Source organism: Blautia sp. MB18-30, assembly GCF_023669475.1.
Taxonomy (GTDB): domain Bacteria; phylum Bacillota; class Clostridia; order Lachnospirales; family Lachnospiraceae; genus Blautia_A; species Blautia_A fusiformis.
Genome location: NZ_JAMOYY010000018.1, coordinates 1 through 15966, shown reverse-complemented (window position 1 = coordinate 15966; position 15966 = coordinate 1). Strand labels below are relative to the sequence as shown.

At 43.6% G+C, this 15966-nt stretch carries 15 protein-coding genes, 6 tRNA genes and 1 rRNA gene; 7 read left to right on the top strand and 15 right to left on the bottom strand.

The features are described 5' to 3' along the window. The first annotated feature begins 177 nt into the window (after positions 1-177). Positions 178-393 (top strand): DUF378 domain-containing protein, encoded by a 216-nt coding sequence (locus tag NCY57_RS09885; protein WP_015524323.1) that lies wholly within the window; start codon positions 178-180, stop codon positions 391-393. A gap of 105 nt (positions 394-498) precedes the next feature. Here the strand turns inward: NCY57_RS09885 and NCY57_RS09880 are convergent. The 5 genes from NCY57_RS09880 to epsC all read right to left on the bottom strand — a co-directional run bounded on the left by NCY57_RS09880 (position 499) and on the right by epsC (position 1873). Continuing rightward, a tRNA-Gly gene (locus tag NCY57_RS09880) sits at positions 499-571 on the bottom strand. Between the two features lie 3 nt (positions 572-574). After that, positions 575-645: transfer RNA gene (locus tag NCY57_RS09875), tRNA-Gly, on the bottom strand. A gap of 35 nt (positions 646-680) precedes the next feature. Further along, positions 681-753: transfer RNA gene (locus NCY57_RS09870), tRNA-Gly, on the bottom strand. A gap of 3 nt (positions 754-756) precedes the next feature. Beyond that, positions 757-827: transfer RNA gene (locus tag NCY57_RS09865), tRNA-Gly, on the bottom strand. A gap of 125 nt (positions 828-952) precedes the next feature. Then, complete coding sequence (epsC, locus tag NCY57_RS09860) at positions 953-1873, bottom strand: serine O-acetyltransferase EpsC (protein ID WP_022426729.1); 921 nt, start codon at positions 1871-1873, stop codon at positions 953-955. Positions 1874-2029: 156 nt separating this feature from the next. Between epsC and NCY57_RS09855 the strand changes: the two genes are divergently transcribed. Both NCY57_RS09855 and NCY57_RS09850 read left to right on the top strand, forming a co-directional pair. Further along, positions 2030-2117, top strand: a tRNA-Ser gene (locus tag NCY57_RS09855). A 127-nt stretch (positions 2118-2244) separates the two neighbouring features. Beyond that, positions 2245-2315, top strand: a tRNA-Trp gene (locus tag NCY57_RS09850). A gap of 172 nt (positions 2316-2487) precedes the next feature. On the opposite strand, the gene NCY57_RS09845 is transcribed toward NCY57_RS09850, so the two are convergent. The 7 genes from NCY57_RS09845 to NCY57_RS09815 form a co-directional block, all read right to left on the bottom strand. Continuing rightward, positions 2488-2916: a cytidine deaminase gene (locus NCY57_RS09845; RefSeq protein ID WP_015524321.1), complete on the bottom strand. Its 429-nt coding sequence runs from the start codon at positions 2914-2916 to the stop codon at positions 2488-2490. A gap of 36 nt (positions 2917-2952) precedes the next feature. After that, positions 2953-3744, bottom strand: coding sequence for a uridine phosphorylase (gene udp / locus NCY57_RS09840; RefSeq protein ID WP_059085420.1), 792 nt, complete (start codon positions 3742-3744; stop codon positions 2953-2955). A 176-nt stretch (positions 3745-3920) separates the two neighbouring features. After that, complete coding sequence (locus NCY57_RS09835; RefSeq protein WP_015524319.1) at positions 3921-4520, bottom strand: NUDIX hydrolase; 600 nt, start codon at positions 4518-4520, stop codon at positions 3921-3923. Between the two features lie 138 nt (positions 4521-4658). Continuing rightward, positions 4659-5630, bottom strand: a complete 972-nt coding sequence (locus NCY57_RS09830; protein ID WP_110925740.1) for a D-2-hydroxyacid dehydrogenase — start codon at positions 5628-5630, stop codon at positions 4659-4661. Between the two features lie 71 nt (positions 5631-5701). Then, positions 5702-6847, bottom strand: a complete 1146-nt coding sequence (locus tag NCY57_RS09825) for an ABC transporter permease (protein ID WP_250789630.1) — start codon at positions 6845-6847, stop codon at positions 5702-5704. Next, complete coding sequence (locus NCY57_RS09820) at positions 6834-7958, bottom strand: ABC transporter permease (protein WP_059085418.1); 1125 nt, start codon at positions 7956-7958, stop codon at positions 6834-6836. The genes NCY57_RS09825 and NCY57_RS09820 overlap by 14 nt, the downstream gene beginning before the upstream one ends. A 12-nt stretch (positions 7959-7970) precedes the next feature. Beyond that, the gene (locus NCY57_RS09815; RefSeq protein ID WP_059086850.1) at positions 7971-8900 is read right to left on the bottom strand and encodes an ABC transporter ATP-binding protein; all 930 of its coding nucleotides are present in this window, start codon (positions 8898-8900) and stop codon (positions 7971-7973) included. Between the two features lie 346 nt (positions 8901-9246). On the opposite strand from NCY57_RS09815, the gene NCY57_RS09810 reads away from it, so the two are divergent. The 3 genes from NCY57_RS09810 to NCY57_RS09800 all read left to right on the top strand — a co-directional run bounded on the left by NCY57_RS09810 (position 9247) and on the right by NCY57_RS09800 (position 12390). Further along, on the top strand, positions 9247-10428 hold the full coding sequence (locus NCY57_RS09810) for a sensor histidine kinase (protein WP_250789629.1): 1182 nt from the start codon (positions 9247-9249) through the stop codon (positions 10426-10428). Positions 10429-10561: 133 nt separating this feature from the next. Beyond that, positions 10562-11182 carry a response regulator gene (locus NCY57_RS09805; RefSeq protein ID WP_114001699.1) on the top strand — a complete coding sequence of 207 codons (621 nt, stop codon included), beginning with the start codon at positions 10562-10564 and terminating at the stop codon, positions 11180-11182. 65 nt (positions 11183-11247) lie between these two features. Next, positions 11248-12390 carry an RluA family pseudouridine synthase gene (locus NCY57_RS09800; protein WP_250789628.1) on the top strand — a complete coding sequence of 381 codons (1143 nt, stop codon included), beginning with the start codon at positions 11248-11250 and terminating at the stop codon, positions 12388-12390. On the opposite strand, the gene NCY57_RS09795 is transcribed toward NCY57_RS09800, so the two are convergent. After that, the gene (locus NCY57_RS09795) at positions 12372-13778 is read right to left on the bottom strand and encodes an MATE family efflux transporter (protein WP_118752488.1); all 1407 of its coding nucleotides are present in this window, start codon (positions 13776-13778) and stop codon (positions 12372-12374) included. The two genes, NCY57_RS09800 and NCY57_RS09795, sit on opposite strands and share 19 nt — an antisense overlap. A gap of 415 nt (positions 13779-14193) precedes the next feature. Here NCY57_RS09795 and NCY57_RS17065 point away from each other — a divergent pair, with 415 nt between their 5' ends. Next, a complete protein-coding gene (locus NCY57_RS17065) occupies positions 14194-14388 on the top strand; it encodes a helix-turn-helix domain-containing protein (RefSeq protein WP_250789627.1) in 195 nt (64 codons plus the stop codon). 239 nt (positions 14389-14627) lie between these two features. On the opposite strand, the gene NCY57_RS09780 is transcribed toward NCY57_RS17065, so the two are convergent. Then, complete coding sequence (locus tag NCY57_RS09780) at positions 14628-15239, bottom strand: ECF transporter S component (protein WP_129976152.1); 612 nt, start codon at positions 15237-15239, stop codon at positions 14628-14630. A 467-nt stretch (positions 15240-15706) separates the two neighbouring features. Further along, positions 15707-15966: ribosomal RNA gene (locus NCY57_RS09775) — 23S ribosomal RNA — on the bottom strand; the annotation flags it as partial.

Sequence of the window (15966 nt, the reverse complement as noted above, 5' to 3'; positions counted from 1 at the left end):
AAATTCGATAAACCGGAAATTTACATTTTATCTTGCATATGAAAGGAAAACGGAAATTTCTCCTTCATGATTTTTTCATGGCTGGCAGAAATTTCCGTTTTTCTTTTTCTCATTCCTGTGTATATTTTTTCGATTCCATGAAAAACTATTTCCTGTATAACGAAAGGATGGTGACTTATGTCAAATAAATGTCTGCAGTACTTCACCCTGACCATTGCTGTGGTCGGTGCCATAAACTGGGGTCTGATCGGCTTCTTTAATTTTAATCTGGTAGCATTCCTGTTCGGAAGCATGAGCTGGCTCTCCCGGATCATCTACGGACTTGTAGGCTTATGCGGGCTTTATCTTCTGACCTTCTATACTCTGATCGATCAGGGTGAAACAACTGAATAAGCTACGCAGTAACACATAACGCGAAAAATCCTCTGCTGCATAAAAATAAAGCAGAGGATTTTTTCGCAACAAAAAAGAACTCTGATCATCCTCAGAGTTCCGAAGAGCGATAGACGGGGCTCGAACCCGCGGTCTCGACCTTGGCAAGGTCGCGCGTTACCAACTACGCCACTATCGCACAAGCGGGTGATGGGAATCGAACCCACGTATCCAGCTTGGAAGGCTGGTGTTCTACCATTGAACTACACCCGCAGTTATGAAATTATAAATCTTCATCCTTCGATGAGAGCGATAGACGGGGCTCGAACCCGCGGTCTCGACCTTGGCAAGGTCGCGCGTTACCAACTACGCCACTATCGCATAAGCGGGTGATGGGAATCGAACCCACGTATCCAGCTTGGAAGGCTGGTGTTCTACCATTGAACTACACCCGCGCATCGTCGCTTCGGTGATTACCGATCGCTTGACCGCTGCAACGATGATTAGTATATAGCATGCTGTTTTATTTGTCAACAGGTTTTTTGAAATTTTTTATTTTTTTTATTTATTGGATTTTTTATCAATACTCCCATACATTTGTGGCAGAAACCTGGGCCTTCGGTTTCTTGATCACAAGCTCCGGACTTTTTGCACTGACCTTGGTATTTGCAGGAATGGATTCTGTGATAAAGGTATTACCACCTATAATCGTATTCTCTCCTACAACCGTCTCACCACCGAGCACTGTGGAATTAGAATAGATCGTTACATTATCACGGATCGTCGGATGACGTTTTACATTGGCAAGCTGCTGTCCCTTTCTTGTGGAAAGCGCTCCCAGTGTCACTCCCTGATACAGTTTTACATTATTTCCGATTTCTGTAGTCTCACCTACAACCACACCGGTACCATGATCGATAAAGAAATACTCTCCGATGGTCGCTCCCGGGTTGATATCGATTCCTGTACGGCCATGAGCATATTCCGACATCACGCGCGGGATAAATGGGATCTCTTCTTTATAAAGAACATGTGCCAGACGATACACGTAGATAGCAAATAATCCCGGATATGAAAAAATGATCTCTTCCTTGCTCTTGGCTGCGGGGTCACCATCAAAACCAGCCTGTACATCTGTCAGAAGCAGTCTCTGGATCTCAGGAAGCTGCTCAAAAAATCCACATGCAGTTCTGTCTGCATGAGCTGCTGCTTCTTCCGGTTCCTCTCCGTGATAAAGAAGTGCGATCTCGATCTGATTCTTCAATCTGTCATAAAGATCATTCAGTCTGTGTCCCACATAATACTCCGGAAATACGGTAGCACTGGTATCCGTACTGAAATATCCCGGAAATACAATAGATTTCAGATCTCTTACTATATCAATGATCACCGAACGGTTCGGCAGACGTCTGCCGCTCTTCGGCATAAAAAGTTCTTCTGAAGCATAATTCTCAGTAAGACCCTTCGCCGCTCTGAGAATCGCTGATTTCTTATCGCTCATAATTCCCTCCATTTCTGCACATCCACTTCTGTCTGTACACTTTATCTCATTATCATATTATAGTCTGGAAGATTCGTCAATAATACAAAAAAGAAAAGTTTTAAAAAAGATTGACCTTTCTCCGGATACCTTATATAATAATAAAGGTTTGCATCCGGAGATGTACCCAAGTGGCTGAAGGGTCCGCACTCGAAATGCGGTAGGTCGGGCAACCGGCGCGAGGGTTCAAATCCCTCCATCTCCGCTTTTCTGCCGATTTATGACAGGAAGAATTTTATTTATATTTTATTATACAAAAAGCACTCTCATCTCTTGACAATTGTATATTTTATATGTATAATTGCAACAGTGATGAAAACACAATTTAATATAGGGGATTGGTCAAATGGTATGATAGGGGTCTCCAAAACCTTTGGTGGGAGTTCGATTCTCTCATCCCCTGCTATTAGAATCGCTGAAAAACCTTAATTAAGGATTTTCAGCGTTTTTTATTGTATGGCAGAAAAAGTGATCGCCCGGCCTGTCATATCAACATCCGGGCGATCACTTTTCAATATTTTACTTCTCACTGCATTCATATCGTGAAAATCTCTGCACGTATCCACATGCGCTTATCACTTCAGTTTCTTCAGATTATCCGGTCCAAATCCAAATGGCAACAGTTCCTTTAACGTAAAGATATCATATTTTTCTCTGCTGACTGCCAGTATGATCTGAAAGGTTTCCGGATCACAGAACTCCATCATAACCTGTCTGCATACTCCACAGGGTGCTGCATACTCTGTAGGAACACCATCCTTGCCGCCAACGATACAGATTGCCTGAAAGTCTCTCATGCCTTCACTGACCGCTTTGAAAAAAGCAGTTCTTTCCGCACAGTTTGTTGGAGTATAGGCAGCATTTTCTATGTTACACCCGGTATAATAGGTACCGTTTTTTGCAAGAAGTACCGCCCCTACATGAAAATGTGAGTATGGCGCATAGGAATAGTCCATCTGTCTGATCGCCAGATCGATCATTTCTTTGATCTGTTTTTCTTCCATAATTTTCCCACCTTTCCTGAATCAGGCATGTATACGTTATTCTTCTTTTTTCTGTGCCTGATCTGCACGAATCAGTTCACGGATCGCCTGTACTGCAACCTGGATTGCCTTATCGGTATCATGTACCACAGGATTATCCAAACCCAGCTTTTCTCTTTCCTGATTTGCAAGCACCAGGAAGCAGGAGCCCACACGTACTTTTAAATGGCTTGCCACTATAAAAAGAGCAGCGGATTCCATCTCCGACGCAAGACAGCCGAGACGTTTCCACGCTTCCCATTTATTCATCAGTTCATAGCTGACCGGCTTGGTTTCCGGCTCATGCTGGCCATAAAAGGAATCCTTACATTGTACCACACCTGTGTGGAATTCACATCCTTCTTTCTTTGCTCCTTCCACAAGTGCATTGATCACTTCCAGATTTGCCACTGCCGGGAATTCAATAGGTGCATACTCTTTGCTGGTGCCCTCCATGCGGATCGCGCCCGTTGCAACAACAATATCACCACTTTTTACCTCCGGCTGCATTCCACCGCAAGTTCCGATGCGTACAAATGTGTCAGCCCCGCACCGATAAAGCTCTTCCATTGCGATAGAAGCGGACGGTCCGCCGATTCCGGTAGATGTCACACTTACCTTCACTCCGTCCAGTGTTCCGGTGTATGTTACGTATTCCCGGTTATCTGCTACCAAAACCGGATCATCAAAATACTGTGCGATCTTTTTGCAGCGTTTCGGATCTCCCGGTAAAATAACGTAACGTCCCACTTCTCCTTTTGCTACCTGAATGTGATACTGTCTGTCCGCATCCTCTGAATAATTTTTCATGTTTGTTTCCCCCTTTCTCAGCTAACAGTTTACCTATTCCTTATGAATAAAAAAAAGACTGCATTTTCATACAATCCAGTCCTTTATTCTTTTATTTTAACCTTGCTTCCCGTCGATCCCTGCAAAACTGTATTGTCTTACATTACAGTCAGATTTTCGTATTTGCTCAGTCAATGTCAAACCTCTTTTGTCTTTATCCCATTATAACATAGATTCATTTTCTTCAAAAGCTTAATATAAACATGTTCCACAAACCACGGTTCTGTTGATCTCATCAATGCTTCTTCCGGTGAAAACCAGGCTACACCGCTGTTTTCATCTGCTTTTATGGAAACAGCCTCTTCTGAATCTGCCTCAAGGAGATATGTTAGGTTAAAGTGCAGATGGCTGGATACATATTTTCCTTTTTTCACATGGCCGTCTACAGTCAGGGATTCCAGGGAAAAAATCTCTTCTGACACCGGACGAACATTGGAAATCCCTGCCTCTTCTTTTACTTCTCTGACAGCAACGGATAGTAAATCCGTCTCTCCATCTGCATGTCCTCCAAGCCAGGACCAGGAATTGTATATGTTGTGATATACCATAAGGACTTTCGTCCGTTCTCTGTTTACTACCCAGGCAGAAGCTGTCATATGGGCTACTGCATTTTCCCTGGAAAAAGCATTCTCATTATTTCTGATCCAGTCCAGGATCAGGATTTTATCTTTTTCTTCCTGCTCATTATATGGCTTGTATTTTTCTATCTGATCAATCAGTTTCTGACGTGTTATCATTATGCACTCTGTCTCTTTCTTAAATATCCATAAATGTATTTTTAGTCAAGCGGATAAAAGCATCCGCTTCGCTACTTGCTCATAACCGAATAACTGCTTCACAGTTTATCAGAAGGAGCTTGTAACTATCTTTTTTATTTAATACCCATCCTTTAACCGGACAATATTTTTTAATTTTTTTCCATTCAGATATCGTTCCAGATTTTCCATGCAGATGTTCCAGATCATATCCTGAACTTCAGCGTTTCCACCGAAACTCGGGCCTGCAATGTGTGGAGTGATAAGGACGTTTTCCATATTCCAAAGAGGTGATGTCTCCGGCAATGGTTCTGTTTCAAATACATCCAGGACCGTTCCTTTTAAGTGGCCTTCCTCCAGTACTCTGATCAGGTCTTCTGTTGGAATGAGGCTTCCTCTTCCTACATTAACCAGAATTGCATCTTTTTTCATGGAATACAGCCGTTCGTAATTCAAAATGCCTTTTGTTTCCGGTGTTCCCGGGAGACAGCCGATCACAATGTCCGCTTTCTGAAGCTGCTGATCCAGCGCTGTCAGATCATATACCTCATCAAACTCTTTCATCTGCTGCAAATGCTCCGGGACTGCAGTTCTTTTTATTCCAGTCACATGCGTTTCAAACGCTTTCATTCTATGGGCAATATTTCTTCCTATATCCCCGGTTCCCAGGATGAGAATGTTTTTTCCATATATGGTTTCTGATGATCGATTCTGTACCCAGAGGTGTTTCTGTTTGTTCTTCCAGTAGTTCGGAAGTTCACGGTACAGCGCAAGGATATTCCCGATCACATATTCTGATATGATCTTTCCAAAAGCGCCGGAAGCATTGGTTAATGTAACTCCTGTCGGGAATGCTTTCATTTTTGTATATTTGTCCGCACCGGCCCAGGTCAGCTGGATCCATCGAAGATTTTCTGCTTTCAGGATTTCTTCTTCCTCTGGCTCTCCGATCACTACTTCTGCTGCTGCGATCGCATCCTCAGTTTCTTTGCCCTGAAATGTAAATTCGCACTGATCTCCGAATTTTGTTGCAAACTGATTTTGAATTTCTGCATTACATTGTGGTTTTAGTAAAACTTGTATTTTTTTCATGTTTTTCTCCGCAAATCATCTTTATCAGCTATATCCTACCATAATTAACAGCCATCTGCTATTATTTTCTGTTATTTCTGCCGCTGATACCTGGTCACTGCCAGGATCATGCAGACAAAAACTACCGCAAACATAGCTTCCAGTCCAATGCCTTTCCACACCGATACAGCTGCCTCACCTGTTAGGTGGCTATAACTTCCAAGAGTCTCATTTACGTTTTCATACCAGTACACAGGAAGAAACTGAGACACCTTCAGGACGTTTCTGTCCATAATATTCATGGGAACAAACACACCACACAGAAAGCACATTCCAAGAGACAGGATATTTGCGATCCCGCTTAACATGTTACTGTTTTTTACAAAAAGACCGATCAGATAGGAAAGTGAAAGTGCCACTGCCATCATTACCAGAGTGTTCAGTACATAGTATCCGAAATTTTCTGAACCGAGAAATATTTTTCCATACATAAGGATGGCTCCAGCCATACCGATTCCCCATAAGCCCCCGCCCATGATAAACATGGCCAGAAGCCCTTCCAGACTCTGTCGTCTTGCAGAGATCACAGATGCCTGCATTCTCTTTGGTATATCGTCTTTTTTGAAAGCCATCAGAACATATCCCATCACATAGCAAAGTAATGCAAGAAACAGATATGGAATATATCGGAAATAATAGAGCCATCCGGACGTACCACTGTTTTCATCTGTATCCAGCATGGTGACTTCTCCTCTTTTTTTATCCAGGATCGCTGTTGCCGCTTCCTTCTGGGAAAAACCGGCTTTCAGATATGTCCGCATTGTATTCAGGCAGCTCTCAAGCTGCTGATCCACATAATATGCCGAATAAGATCCGGGCACCTTGGTCACAGAAATACTTTCGCCGTTTACCATACAGTTCTCATAAAAATCCTCAGGAATCACCACGATGTATTCTACATTTCTGTAAAAAAGCTCTTCCTGAAGCTTCTCCCTGTTATCCTCCAGCATGGTCACGTGATGCGTACCTTCAAGCCATTTTACCAGTCCTTCTGCAAGTGGTCCGTTGTCTTTATCCACCACTCCGATCTTTATTTTTTCGCTTTCATAGCTGGTATAAGTTTCCTTACCGGCCGCTGCCTGAAGTGCCATTGTCACTCCGAAAAAAATGCCCAGATACAGGAGGATCAGACCTGTATTTTTTTTCATGATCCTCATATAGCCTTTAAATACTGTCATAACGTTCCCTCCTGACCATGAAAAAGGATGCCATCACCAGCACCACGCACATTACCGCCAGTGTGATCAGATTTCTATAGTATCTGGTCATATCATCATATACATTGATACAGTAAAACGCATCTGAGATCAGTGATGCAGGATTGATCCGGTTCACAAACGGAACACTTTTTTCCACGATATCCTTCATATTTCCGTTCATCAGTCCGGCAAGAAAGCTGCTTACCATAGAGATTCCAAGCATGAGCCCGATTCTGACGCCTTCCTGCATTTTTCCGAAGCTGCCTATAAACATTCCCATAGATACACCGATGAGACTTCCGAAAAAAGATACCACCAGCATTTTTCCCATCTGTCCCTGAAAATCCAGATTGAGAATATACCGGAGATACAGGATCAGAATGATCACGTCCACATAGCCCAGAGCAAAAGATGTCAGCTGGTCTGTAAGGATCAGCTTCAGCTTGTGGGTCGGCGTTACACACCGTCTGGCTGCCAGAGGTGTGATATTGGCCTGGATCCCGATCGCAGAGCCAAATCCGATAAAGCATCCATACAGGCAGGCCATGGCGATCAGTGCGTAAAAGAACTGCACATTTCCGTCAATGGTCCGGCCACCAAGAGAGACTTCCCTTACCAGGCTGTCGGAACTTAACAAGGATTTCATGGTTTCCATATCCATCTGCGGATTTTTTTTCATGATATTGGTGATGGTCGTTCTGGTGTTTTCGCAGCTGTCGAGAACTGTCTGAAGGATACTTTCTTCTATTCCGATTCCTGCTACTGTAAGGGAAGGCTCTTTTCCCACATAATAAATCCCTTCTACTTTTTTATCCTGCAGTGCTTCCAGCGCTTCCTTTTCCGACATTTCTTCTGCTTTTAAAAGATCCGGACTGCTTTTTTCCACTTCATCCAGATAGGTCATAAAAAACGTATCCGCAGAAGCTTCCTTCACCACTGCCACCGGGACCGTCTGAAAATCTGCTTCATTGATATTTCCGAATGCAAAATAGAAAAAAGTTCCAAGCACAAGCGGAAAGACCAGCGGCCAGAATACAATGTTAAAATTCCGGATCTTGGAAAGAAAACTGTATTTCAGTAAATGCAACATCTCCCATCCCTCCTAATCTCTCAGCTGTTTTCCGGTGATCTCCAGAAAGACATCATTTAATGTAGGCAGTTCGGAAAAGACTCTTCCAAAAGAAATATCCTGGCTTTGCAGATAATTAAGAAGACGGATCAGGTTATGCTTCGCATCGGTACAGCGCACGACCAGCACCTGTTTTTCATACTGCACATCAAACACATGCTCCAGTGTGCGGATATCCCGGAGATTTTTTTCTTCCAGGGCAATGGCTTCTACGGTGATGGTCTCTCCTGTTTTGATCATCTGCTTCAATTCTTCCTTTGTTCCCTGAGCGATGACTCTTCCGTGATCCATGATGGCGATCCTGGTACAGATCTGCTCCACCTCTTCCATGTAATGGGATGTGTAGATAATGGTGGAGCCCTGGTGGTTCAGCGTCTGGATCCCTTCCAGGATCTTGTTTCTGCTCTGTGGGTCTACAGCTACCGTCGGCTCATCCATAATGATCAGTCTTGGCTTGTGGGCGATCCCGCAGGCAATGTTCAATCTTCGTAAAAGGCCCCCGGAAAGCTTCTTCGGGTACATTTTGCGGAAATCTTCAAGACCTGTAAATTCAATGGCATCCTCCACCAGCTCTTTTCTCCGTTTCCTGTCCCGTATGTAAAGGCCGCAGAAATAATCGATATTTTCCTGCACTGTCAGCTCATCAAAAACGGCTACATTCTGAAGCACGATCCCAATCTGTTCCTTGAGCTTATAGCTGTCCGGCTTCATCTCTTCTCCGAATATCTTTATTTCACCTCTGTCATATTTCAGAAGTGACAAGAGGCAGCTGATGGCCGTTGTCTTTCCCGAGCCGTTGGGACCAAGTAATCCGAAGATCTCACCCTCCCGGATATCCAGTTCCAGATGATTCAGTGCGGTAAGATCACCGTATCGTTTTACCAGATTTTCTATGTGGACCATACTCTGTGGCATATGTTTTCCTCCTTTTTTACAGTCCATTAAGCAGGACTTTTATGTCTTTTTCGCAGAAATTCATATTTCTTCTATGATGCCATTATATCCTTTTCTTCTTTCTGCACCAAGTGTTGAATGTCACCACCTGCGAATGACAAATGTCATGTCTTTTTCAGAAGGATAGATTTTTCTTTGCAGGGAAGGAACCGGTATATTATAATAAAGACACATTGATTTCAGAAATTTGTGCAGCAAAAGGGGTTCTCCTGGAACAGGATACGATAATTTTAGCCGGTTATCTGCCTGACTTTCGGAAAATGCTGTAATTCTGAGAAAGGAGGGTATATTTTTTATGCGTTATTTTACAGATTCCATACTATTGCTTTTATACAGTACTTTAACATTTTTTTATGTGCCTGCAGATCAGGCTCTTGTGTTTGCCCTCCTTTTTGCGGTGATCCTTTGCTGCATTACTTATCTGTGCAAGGTATGTAAAACAGAATCCTGTTCACACAATTCTTTGCCAGTATTGAAACCCGCCGGAAATATCATTCCGGTTCTTGCAGGAAGCTATGTGATCTTTGGATTATGTTCCCTGTGGTTTTCGGATCTTCTTCTGTTTTTCCCGCTGCTGCTGTATCAGACCTTATCTGCCGGGCTTTTTCCTCTGGCAGTGGCTGAGCTTCCACTTTGGGGATTTCTGGTTTTTCAGATCAATAGATTTCCGGCAGTTCTTTGTCTGCTTGGGATTTTTGGTTTCATTCTCTCATTTTTTCTCTGGCTCTATGCCGGAAAATATCAGGCTCTTTACCAGGATTTCCATCAGATTCGGGATGACAGTGAGGAACATACGCTTCTTCTTTCTGAAAAAAACAAGGCACTTCTGGAAAAACAGGATTACGAGATTTATGCTGCTACATTGCGCGAGCGAAACAGAATTGCCAGAGAGATCCATGATAATGTGGGACATGTACTATCCCGTTCTATCCTTATGACTGCTGCCTGCAAAACCATCAACAAAAATGATTCTCTTGATCCTCTGCTTGGAAATCTGGAAGAATCCCTGAACGGTGCTATGAACAGCATTCGTTCCAGTGTACATGATCTTCATGACGATGCGATAAATCTGGAAGATGCCATAAAAGGACTTGTAAAGGATTTCACCTTCTGCCCGGTGAATCTTACTTATGATATGTCCAGGCAGATTCCAAGAGAGGTGAAATACAGTCTGATCAGTATTACAAAGGAAGGGCTTTCCAATGTGATGCGGCATAGTAATGCGGATTCTGTGAATATTCTTCTGCGGGAGCATCCTGCACTTTATCAATTGTGCATTGAGGATAATGGGACACCGGAAAATGGAATTCCGGATATGCAAACTGGATCAGACAGCAATAAGGCCAAAAATACTTCCGGTGGTATGGGACTGTCCAATATCCGTGACCGTGCAAAGGCGCTGGGCGGTACGGTCCAGATTACGCAGGAGAACGGTTTTCGGATCTTTGTGACGGTCCCGAAATCTGTTTCTAATTGAATCAGACAGATATTTCTCCCTTTGCCGGAAACCTTCCTGATTTGATCAAAGTACTTTCCCGGCATATTGGATCCGTCTGTTTTTTCTGATCTGTAAATTTACTTTTTATAACTCATAAACAGGAGATTTTGACATGAAAATTATAATCGTAGACGACGACTGCCTGGTTGCAGGAGCACTAAAAACCATTCTTGAAGCAAACCCGGATATCGAAGTGACTGCCACCGGCTCTGATGGTGAAGAAGCCTGCTCTCTGTACAGAGAGTATCTTCCGGATATTCTTCTGATGGATATCCGTATGAAAGGAATGGACGGACTGGAAGCTTCCAGAAAGATCCTGGGCGAATTTCCAGAGGCAAAAATTCTTCTTCTGACTACTTTTTCCGATGATGAATATATTGTAAAAGCCCTCCGCCTCGGCACAAAGGGTTATCTTCTGAAGCAGGATCATACCAGCATTCTTCCGGCCCTTCAGGCGGTTTACTCCGGCCAGACCGTATTCGGCACAGAGATTATATCCAAAATCCCTGAACTCCTGCAGTCTTCCGACGGATTTGATTATGCTTCCAGAAACATCAGCGAACGGGAGCTGGATATCATCCGGCTGATTGCCAACGGATACAGCAATAAAGAGATTGCCACAGAACTGTTTCTCAGTGAGGGAACGGTACGAAATTATCTCAGTTCCATTCTGGATAAACTGCAGCTGAGGGATCGGACTCAAGTTGCTGTTTTTTATTATCAGCATAAGTAAAAATCTCCTGCATCCAAATTCCTGTAAATATTTATTAATTTAATAGAATCGGAGGATTCCTCACAATGAACCGCTATCTTACTATCTATATCCCGAAAACAGCTGTTCCGGCACCTGTCTCCCGCTTTCTTCGCACGCAGGCAGGTCTTACAAAAAAGCAGATCAGCCAGGCGAAGTTTCGTCCCGGTGGTATCCGGAAAAACGGACAGCAGTGCCGGGTAACGGAAACCGCTTATCCCGGGGATCAGATCATAATATGCCTGGAAGCGGACGATGTGGATTCTGCCCAGCTGGAATCTTCATCCTTTACTGTCAATTCGTCCAATCACAATTTCCAGTTCTCCGCAGACGCAATTTCATATTCTGATTCCGCAGCTTCAGAATTTGCAGGTTCTGATGTCAATTCTCACAATTATCATTCACCGGCTACAACGTCACAGTTTCTTCCTGAGTTGGCGATCATATACGAAGACCAGGATATCCTCGCCATAAATAAACCTGCCGGGATTGTCACTCACCCTTCCGGTTCTCACTACAGTGACAGTCTCGCCAACCAGGTGGCTTCCTATTTCCGTTCCAAAGGAGAGCCTACCAAAGTCCGGTCTATCGGACGATTGGATAAAGAAACCTCCGGTATCCTGCTCTTTGCCAGGAACCAGACTGCTGCCGCCAGATTACAGAACCAGCGTGAAGAAGGGATTTCAGAGAAAACCTATCTAGCTGCAGTTTCCGGTTTCATGCCTGTGGATGAAGATGGAGCTTTTCACAGAATCTCCGTTCCCCTTGCACCTGACCCGGATAACCGTCTGAAAATGGTCGTATCCACAGATGGCACGCTTCCCGGAAGCAAACATGCAGAAACCCTTTATTCTGTTCTGAAATCTACCGGCCCTGACGCAGCAGCTCCGGCTTCTCTTGTAATGCTCCGTCTGAAAACCGGCCGTACCCATCAGATCCGTGTACACATGGCATCTCTCGGGCATCCTCTTCTGGGTGATTCTCTGTACTGTTTATCGGACATATCGAATCCGTTTTCCCGGGCTGCACTCCACGCATGGAAGCTTAAATTTCAACTTCCATTTTCAATTGATGAATCTGCTTCCGACACCCGGGTTTCCATGCATCATGACAAAAATGCCAAAAAAGAAATCTCCCTGGAAGCACCCCTCCCGGAAGATTTCAAAAAATTCTATGAAACGATATTCTGAAGCCATACGCCTTTTTTTACAAGGATAAATCCAATGACACATTTCATCATATCCGCTGCCTGGACCATTGCGTAGATCACAAGTACAGGCAGACCTGTAAAACGGCTTAAGGTAAATGCGATCGTTACACTTACCACCCAGATAAACACACTGTCAAACAGAAATGTAACGATGGTCTTTCCACCGGAACGCAAAGTAAAATATGTTGCATGCAAGAATGCATTCTGCGGCATGAAAAATGCTGTGAGCATAATAAAATATTTCGCCAGAGTACGTGCCTCAGCATTAGTATTGTAAAGCCTTGGAAACAGTGGTGCCATTACAAACATCACAGCTGCCACGCAGGTACAGCAGAACACAGAAAATGCGATCATCTTGTTGTCCGTATCTCTGGCTTCCTTCATCTTACCTGCCCCCAGAAGCTGTCCTACAACAATGGCTACCGAATCTCCAAGTGCGATAAATACGATATTAAATACATTGTTGATGGTATTGGAAATATTTAATCCCGCAACCACGTTCAGTCCACGGACCGAATAACACTGTGTCAGCATGGCCACTCCGGCTGCCCATAAGGTCTCATTCAGAAGCAGCGGGGTTCCCTTAATAAGTATCTTCTTTGTCAGGTTCGCCGGAACCTTTAATGTTGAATACAGACCCTGTGCAAAAATATTCTTTTCTGTATGCTTATGTGTCCAGCTCAGGACAATGCAGGCTTCCACATATCTGGAGAGCACTGTGGCAACAGCCGCACCTCTTACTCCCATTTCCGGGAATCCGAATTTTCCATAGATCAGAAGATAATTAAATATCAGATTGATCAGCACTGCCACGATCCCGGCCTTCATTGGAAGTACGGTCTCACCGCATTCACGTAAAGTACTTGCATAGACCTGCACCATCATAAATGGCGGAAGTCCCAGAAGCATGATCCATAAATACTGTTTCCCATAAATAAGAGTATCCCTGATCTCCTGTGCGGTTCCGTCACCTTTTAAATACATGCTGATCAGTGACCCCCCTGCTGTCAGAAACAGTATAATGGTGATCGCTGTCAGAATCACTGCCATCCACAGTTTATAACGAAGTGTCTGGCGGACACCCTCATGATCCTTCTGTCCGAAATACTGTGCTGTAAAAATTCCCGCTCCGGACACCCCGCCGAAAATACATAGATTATATACAAAGATCAGCTGATTGACGATCGCCGCTCCAGACATCTGTTCGGTACCGATACGACCGATCATAATATTGTCCAGAAGACTGACAAAATTTGTGATCCCGTTCTGTACCATGATCGGTACTGCAATAGACAGGACCATCAGATAAAACCTCTTATCTCCTACGAACTTTCGGAAAAAAGAAGATTTCTCTTTTACCTTCTCCATAAATTCTTCCCCCTTGTTTTTCGTTTTCCTTCATCCAAAATTCTCCACAAAAAGGAGACTGCCCACCCGAAACAGTCTTCCCTTTCGTAAGCGTTGTAGCTACTACCTTACTACAAACTTCTTTTATTTTCAATAGTCTTTATAACGATAAATCTCCGCTTTTTTTGTATCTTTTTACTCCACCATACGACTCTCGTCTGCAATATCCTGATCTTTGAACTTTTGTTCCAGCTGTGTCACAATTTCAGTGTCAAAGTTTTTCAAAGTGATCTAAGCCGGCTGAAAAAAGATCTGGACCGGCTGAATCTGGTGCTGAATTATATTTCTGAGAATTACAAACGGCCTATTCTCTGGATGAGATCGCAGGTGTTGCTTATCTCCAGACTGGATATTTCTGCCGTTTTTCAAGAAAAAGATGGGGGTTACATTTTGGGAATATCAGAATGAATACAGACTTTCTTTTATCTACAAAAATCTGATCAATACGAAAGACCCCGTGCATGTGATCCTAGAACGCCATGGATTCACCAATTATAAGCTGTTTCGACGGATGTTCCAGGAGCACTTCGGGTGCACACCTACGAAGGTGCGGGAGAATATGCGGAAATAACAGTACCTTCTCTTACACCATCCAGTCTTCCCGCAAATACGAAGGAAAGTACCGCAGCAATCACTGCCATGGATACGTCAAAACAGATCTTGGTTGTTCCGAAATTTGTTTTCTATGTGAGGATAACCATATAAAAAATGATCCTATACACGCATAAAAAAACAGCGAAATGAATTTTAACTTCCATTTCGCTGTCTTGTGTTATTTCTTGTTTTTTATTATTTTTTTAGTATGTCGTTTTACGCAACCTGATTTTTGTTGTTGGTAACTGTGATCAGATGACTTTTGATCAGTACCGGACGTACTGCATTATAGATGATCGCTACCAGAATTACAGATACAACTGCATTGATAAAGGTTGCCGCCGCACTCATTTTTGCAAGTGCCTGTGCCAGTTCCTGTGGCTGTCCCAAAATGTACTGTTTGTAGAAATATCCTACGATAGGATCTGCAATTACGTTAAATGCAAGTCCTGCGACAGATGCGATCACACTCCATTTAAAAACATATTTTTTATCTGTACTCTCATTGATCTTTGCAACCTTGTGTGCCACAAGACCTACGATCAGACCGATACAGAATTTCAGTACAAAGGTTTTCGGTGCGCCTGTGATATAAACAGGGTCCATGATATCTGCAATTCCCATTCCGATAGCTCCGGCAAGTCCGCCATATACGCCACCCAGAAGCAGTGCTGCAAGTACGCAGAAAGCATTTCCAATATGAATGGATGTTGCGTCTCCACCCGGCACCGGGATCTTGATCTGCAGAAATGTGAAGGATACATAACATAAAGCTGCTAATAACGCAGTTTCTGCAAGTTTAACTACTGTGTTGTTCTGTGTGTTCATAATAATTCCCCTCTCGTTTCGTTATTACCTTTGTTATTACTTTAATGTATGATTGTATTAATGTAGGAATGTAATAACTTGGATGTTATAGTACCGCTTGTTTGGGTATATTACAAGGGGCAATTTTTATGTTTTTTTAGGGGACAGTTTTTATGGGTAATAAAAAAGTGGCTGTTTAAGCCACTCTTTCATGATTGTATATTCAAAACTACATACATGTTCTGTTGATGATCGTTAATCTTTTTTGAATCAATTTTAACCTGCGTACCGATCCGTAGCTTTCTTCACGTGCTCGCAGCTAAAGCTGCATCGCCTGTTCTTTAGGCTACTCCAGCGGTGGTCATCTCACGACTCCGTCGTTCGATGTCATTTGCTTCGCAAATGTCCAGTCTGTACCATAAATGGTTCTCCACAAGCAAGCTTGTTCCGCCCCATTTCTGTTACATCCTGCCCGCTTCCTCGGCTGGTTGGTCAAGCCCTCACCCGATTAGTAACAGTCAGCTCCATGTGTTACCACACTTCCACCTCTGCCCTATCTACCTCGTCGTCTTCAAGGGGGTTTACTTCACTAAGAATGGGATATCTCATCTTGAGGGGGGCTTCACGCTTAGATGCCTTCAGCGTTTATCCCTTCCGGACTTGGCTACCCGGCCATGGCTTTGGCAAGCCAACCGGTCCACCAGCGGTCCGTCCATCCCGGTCCTCTCGTACTAAGGACAGCTCCTCT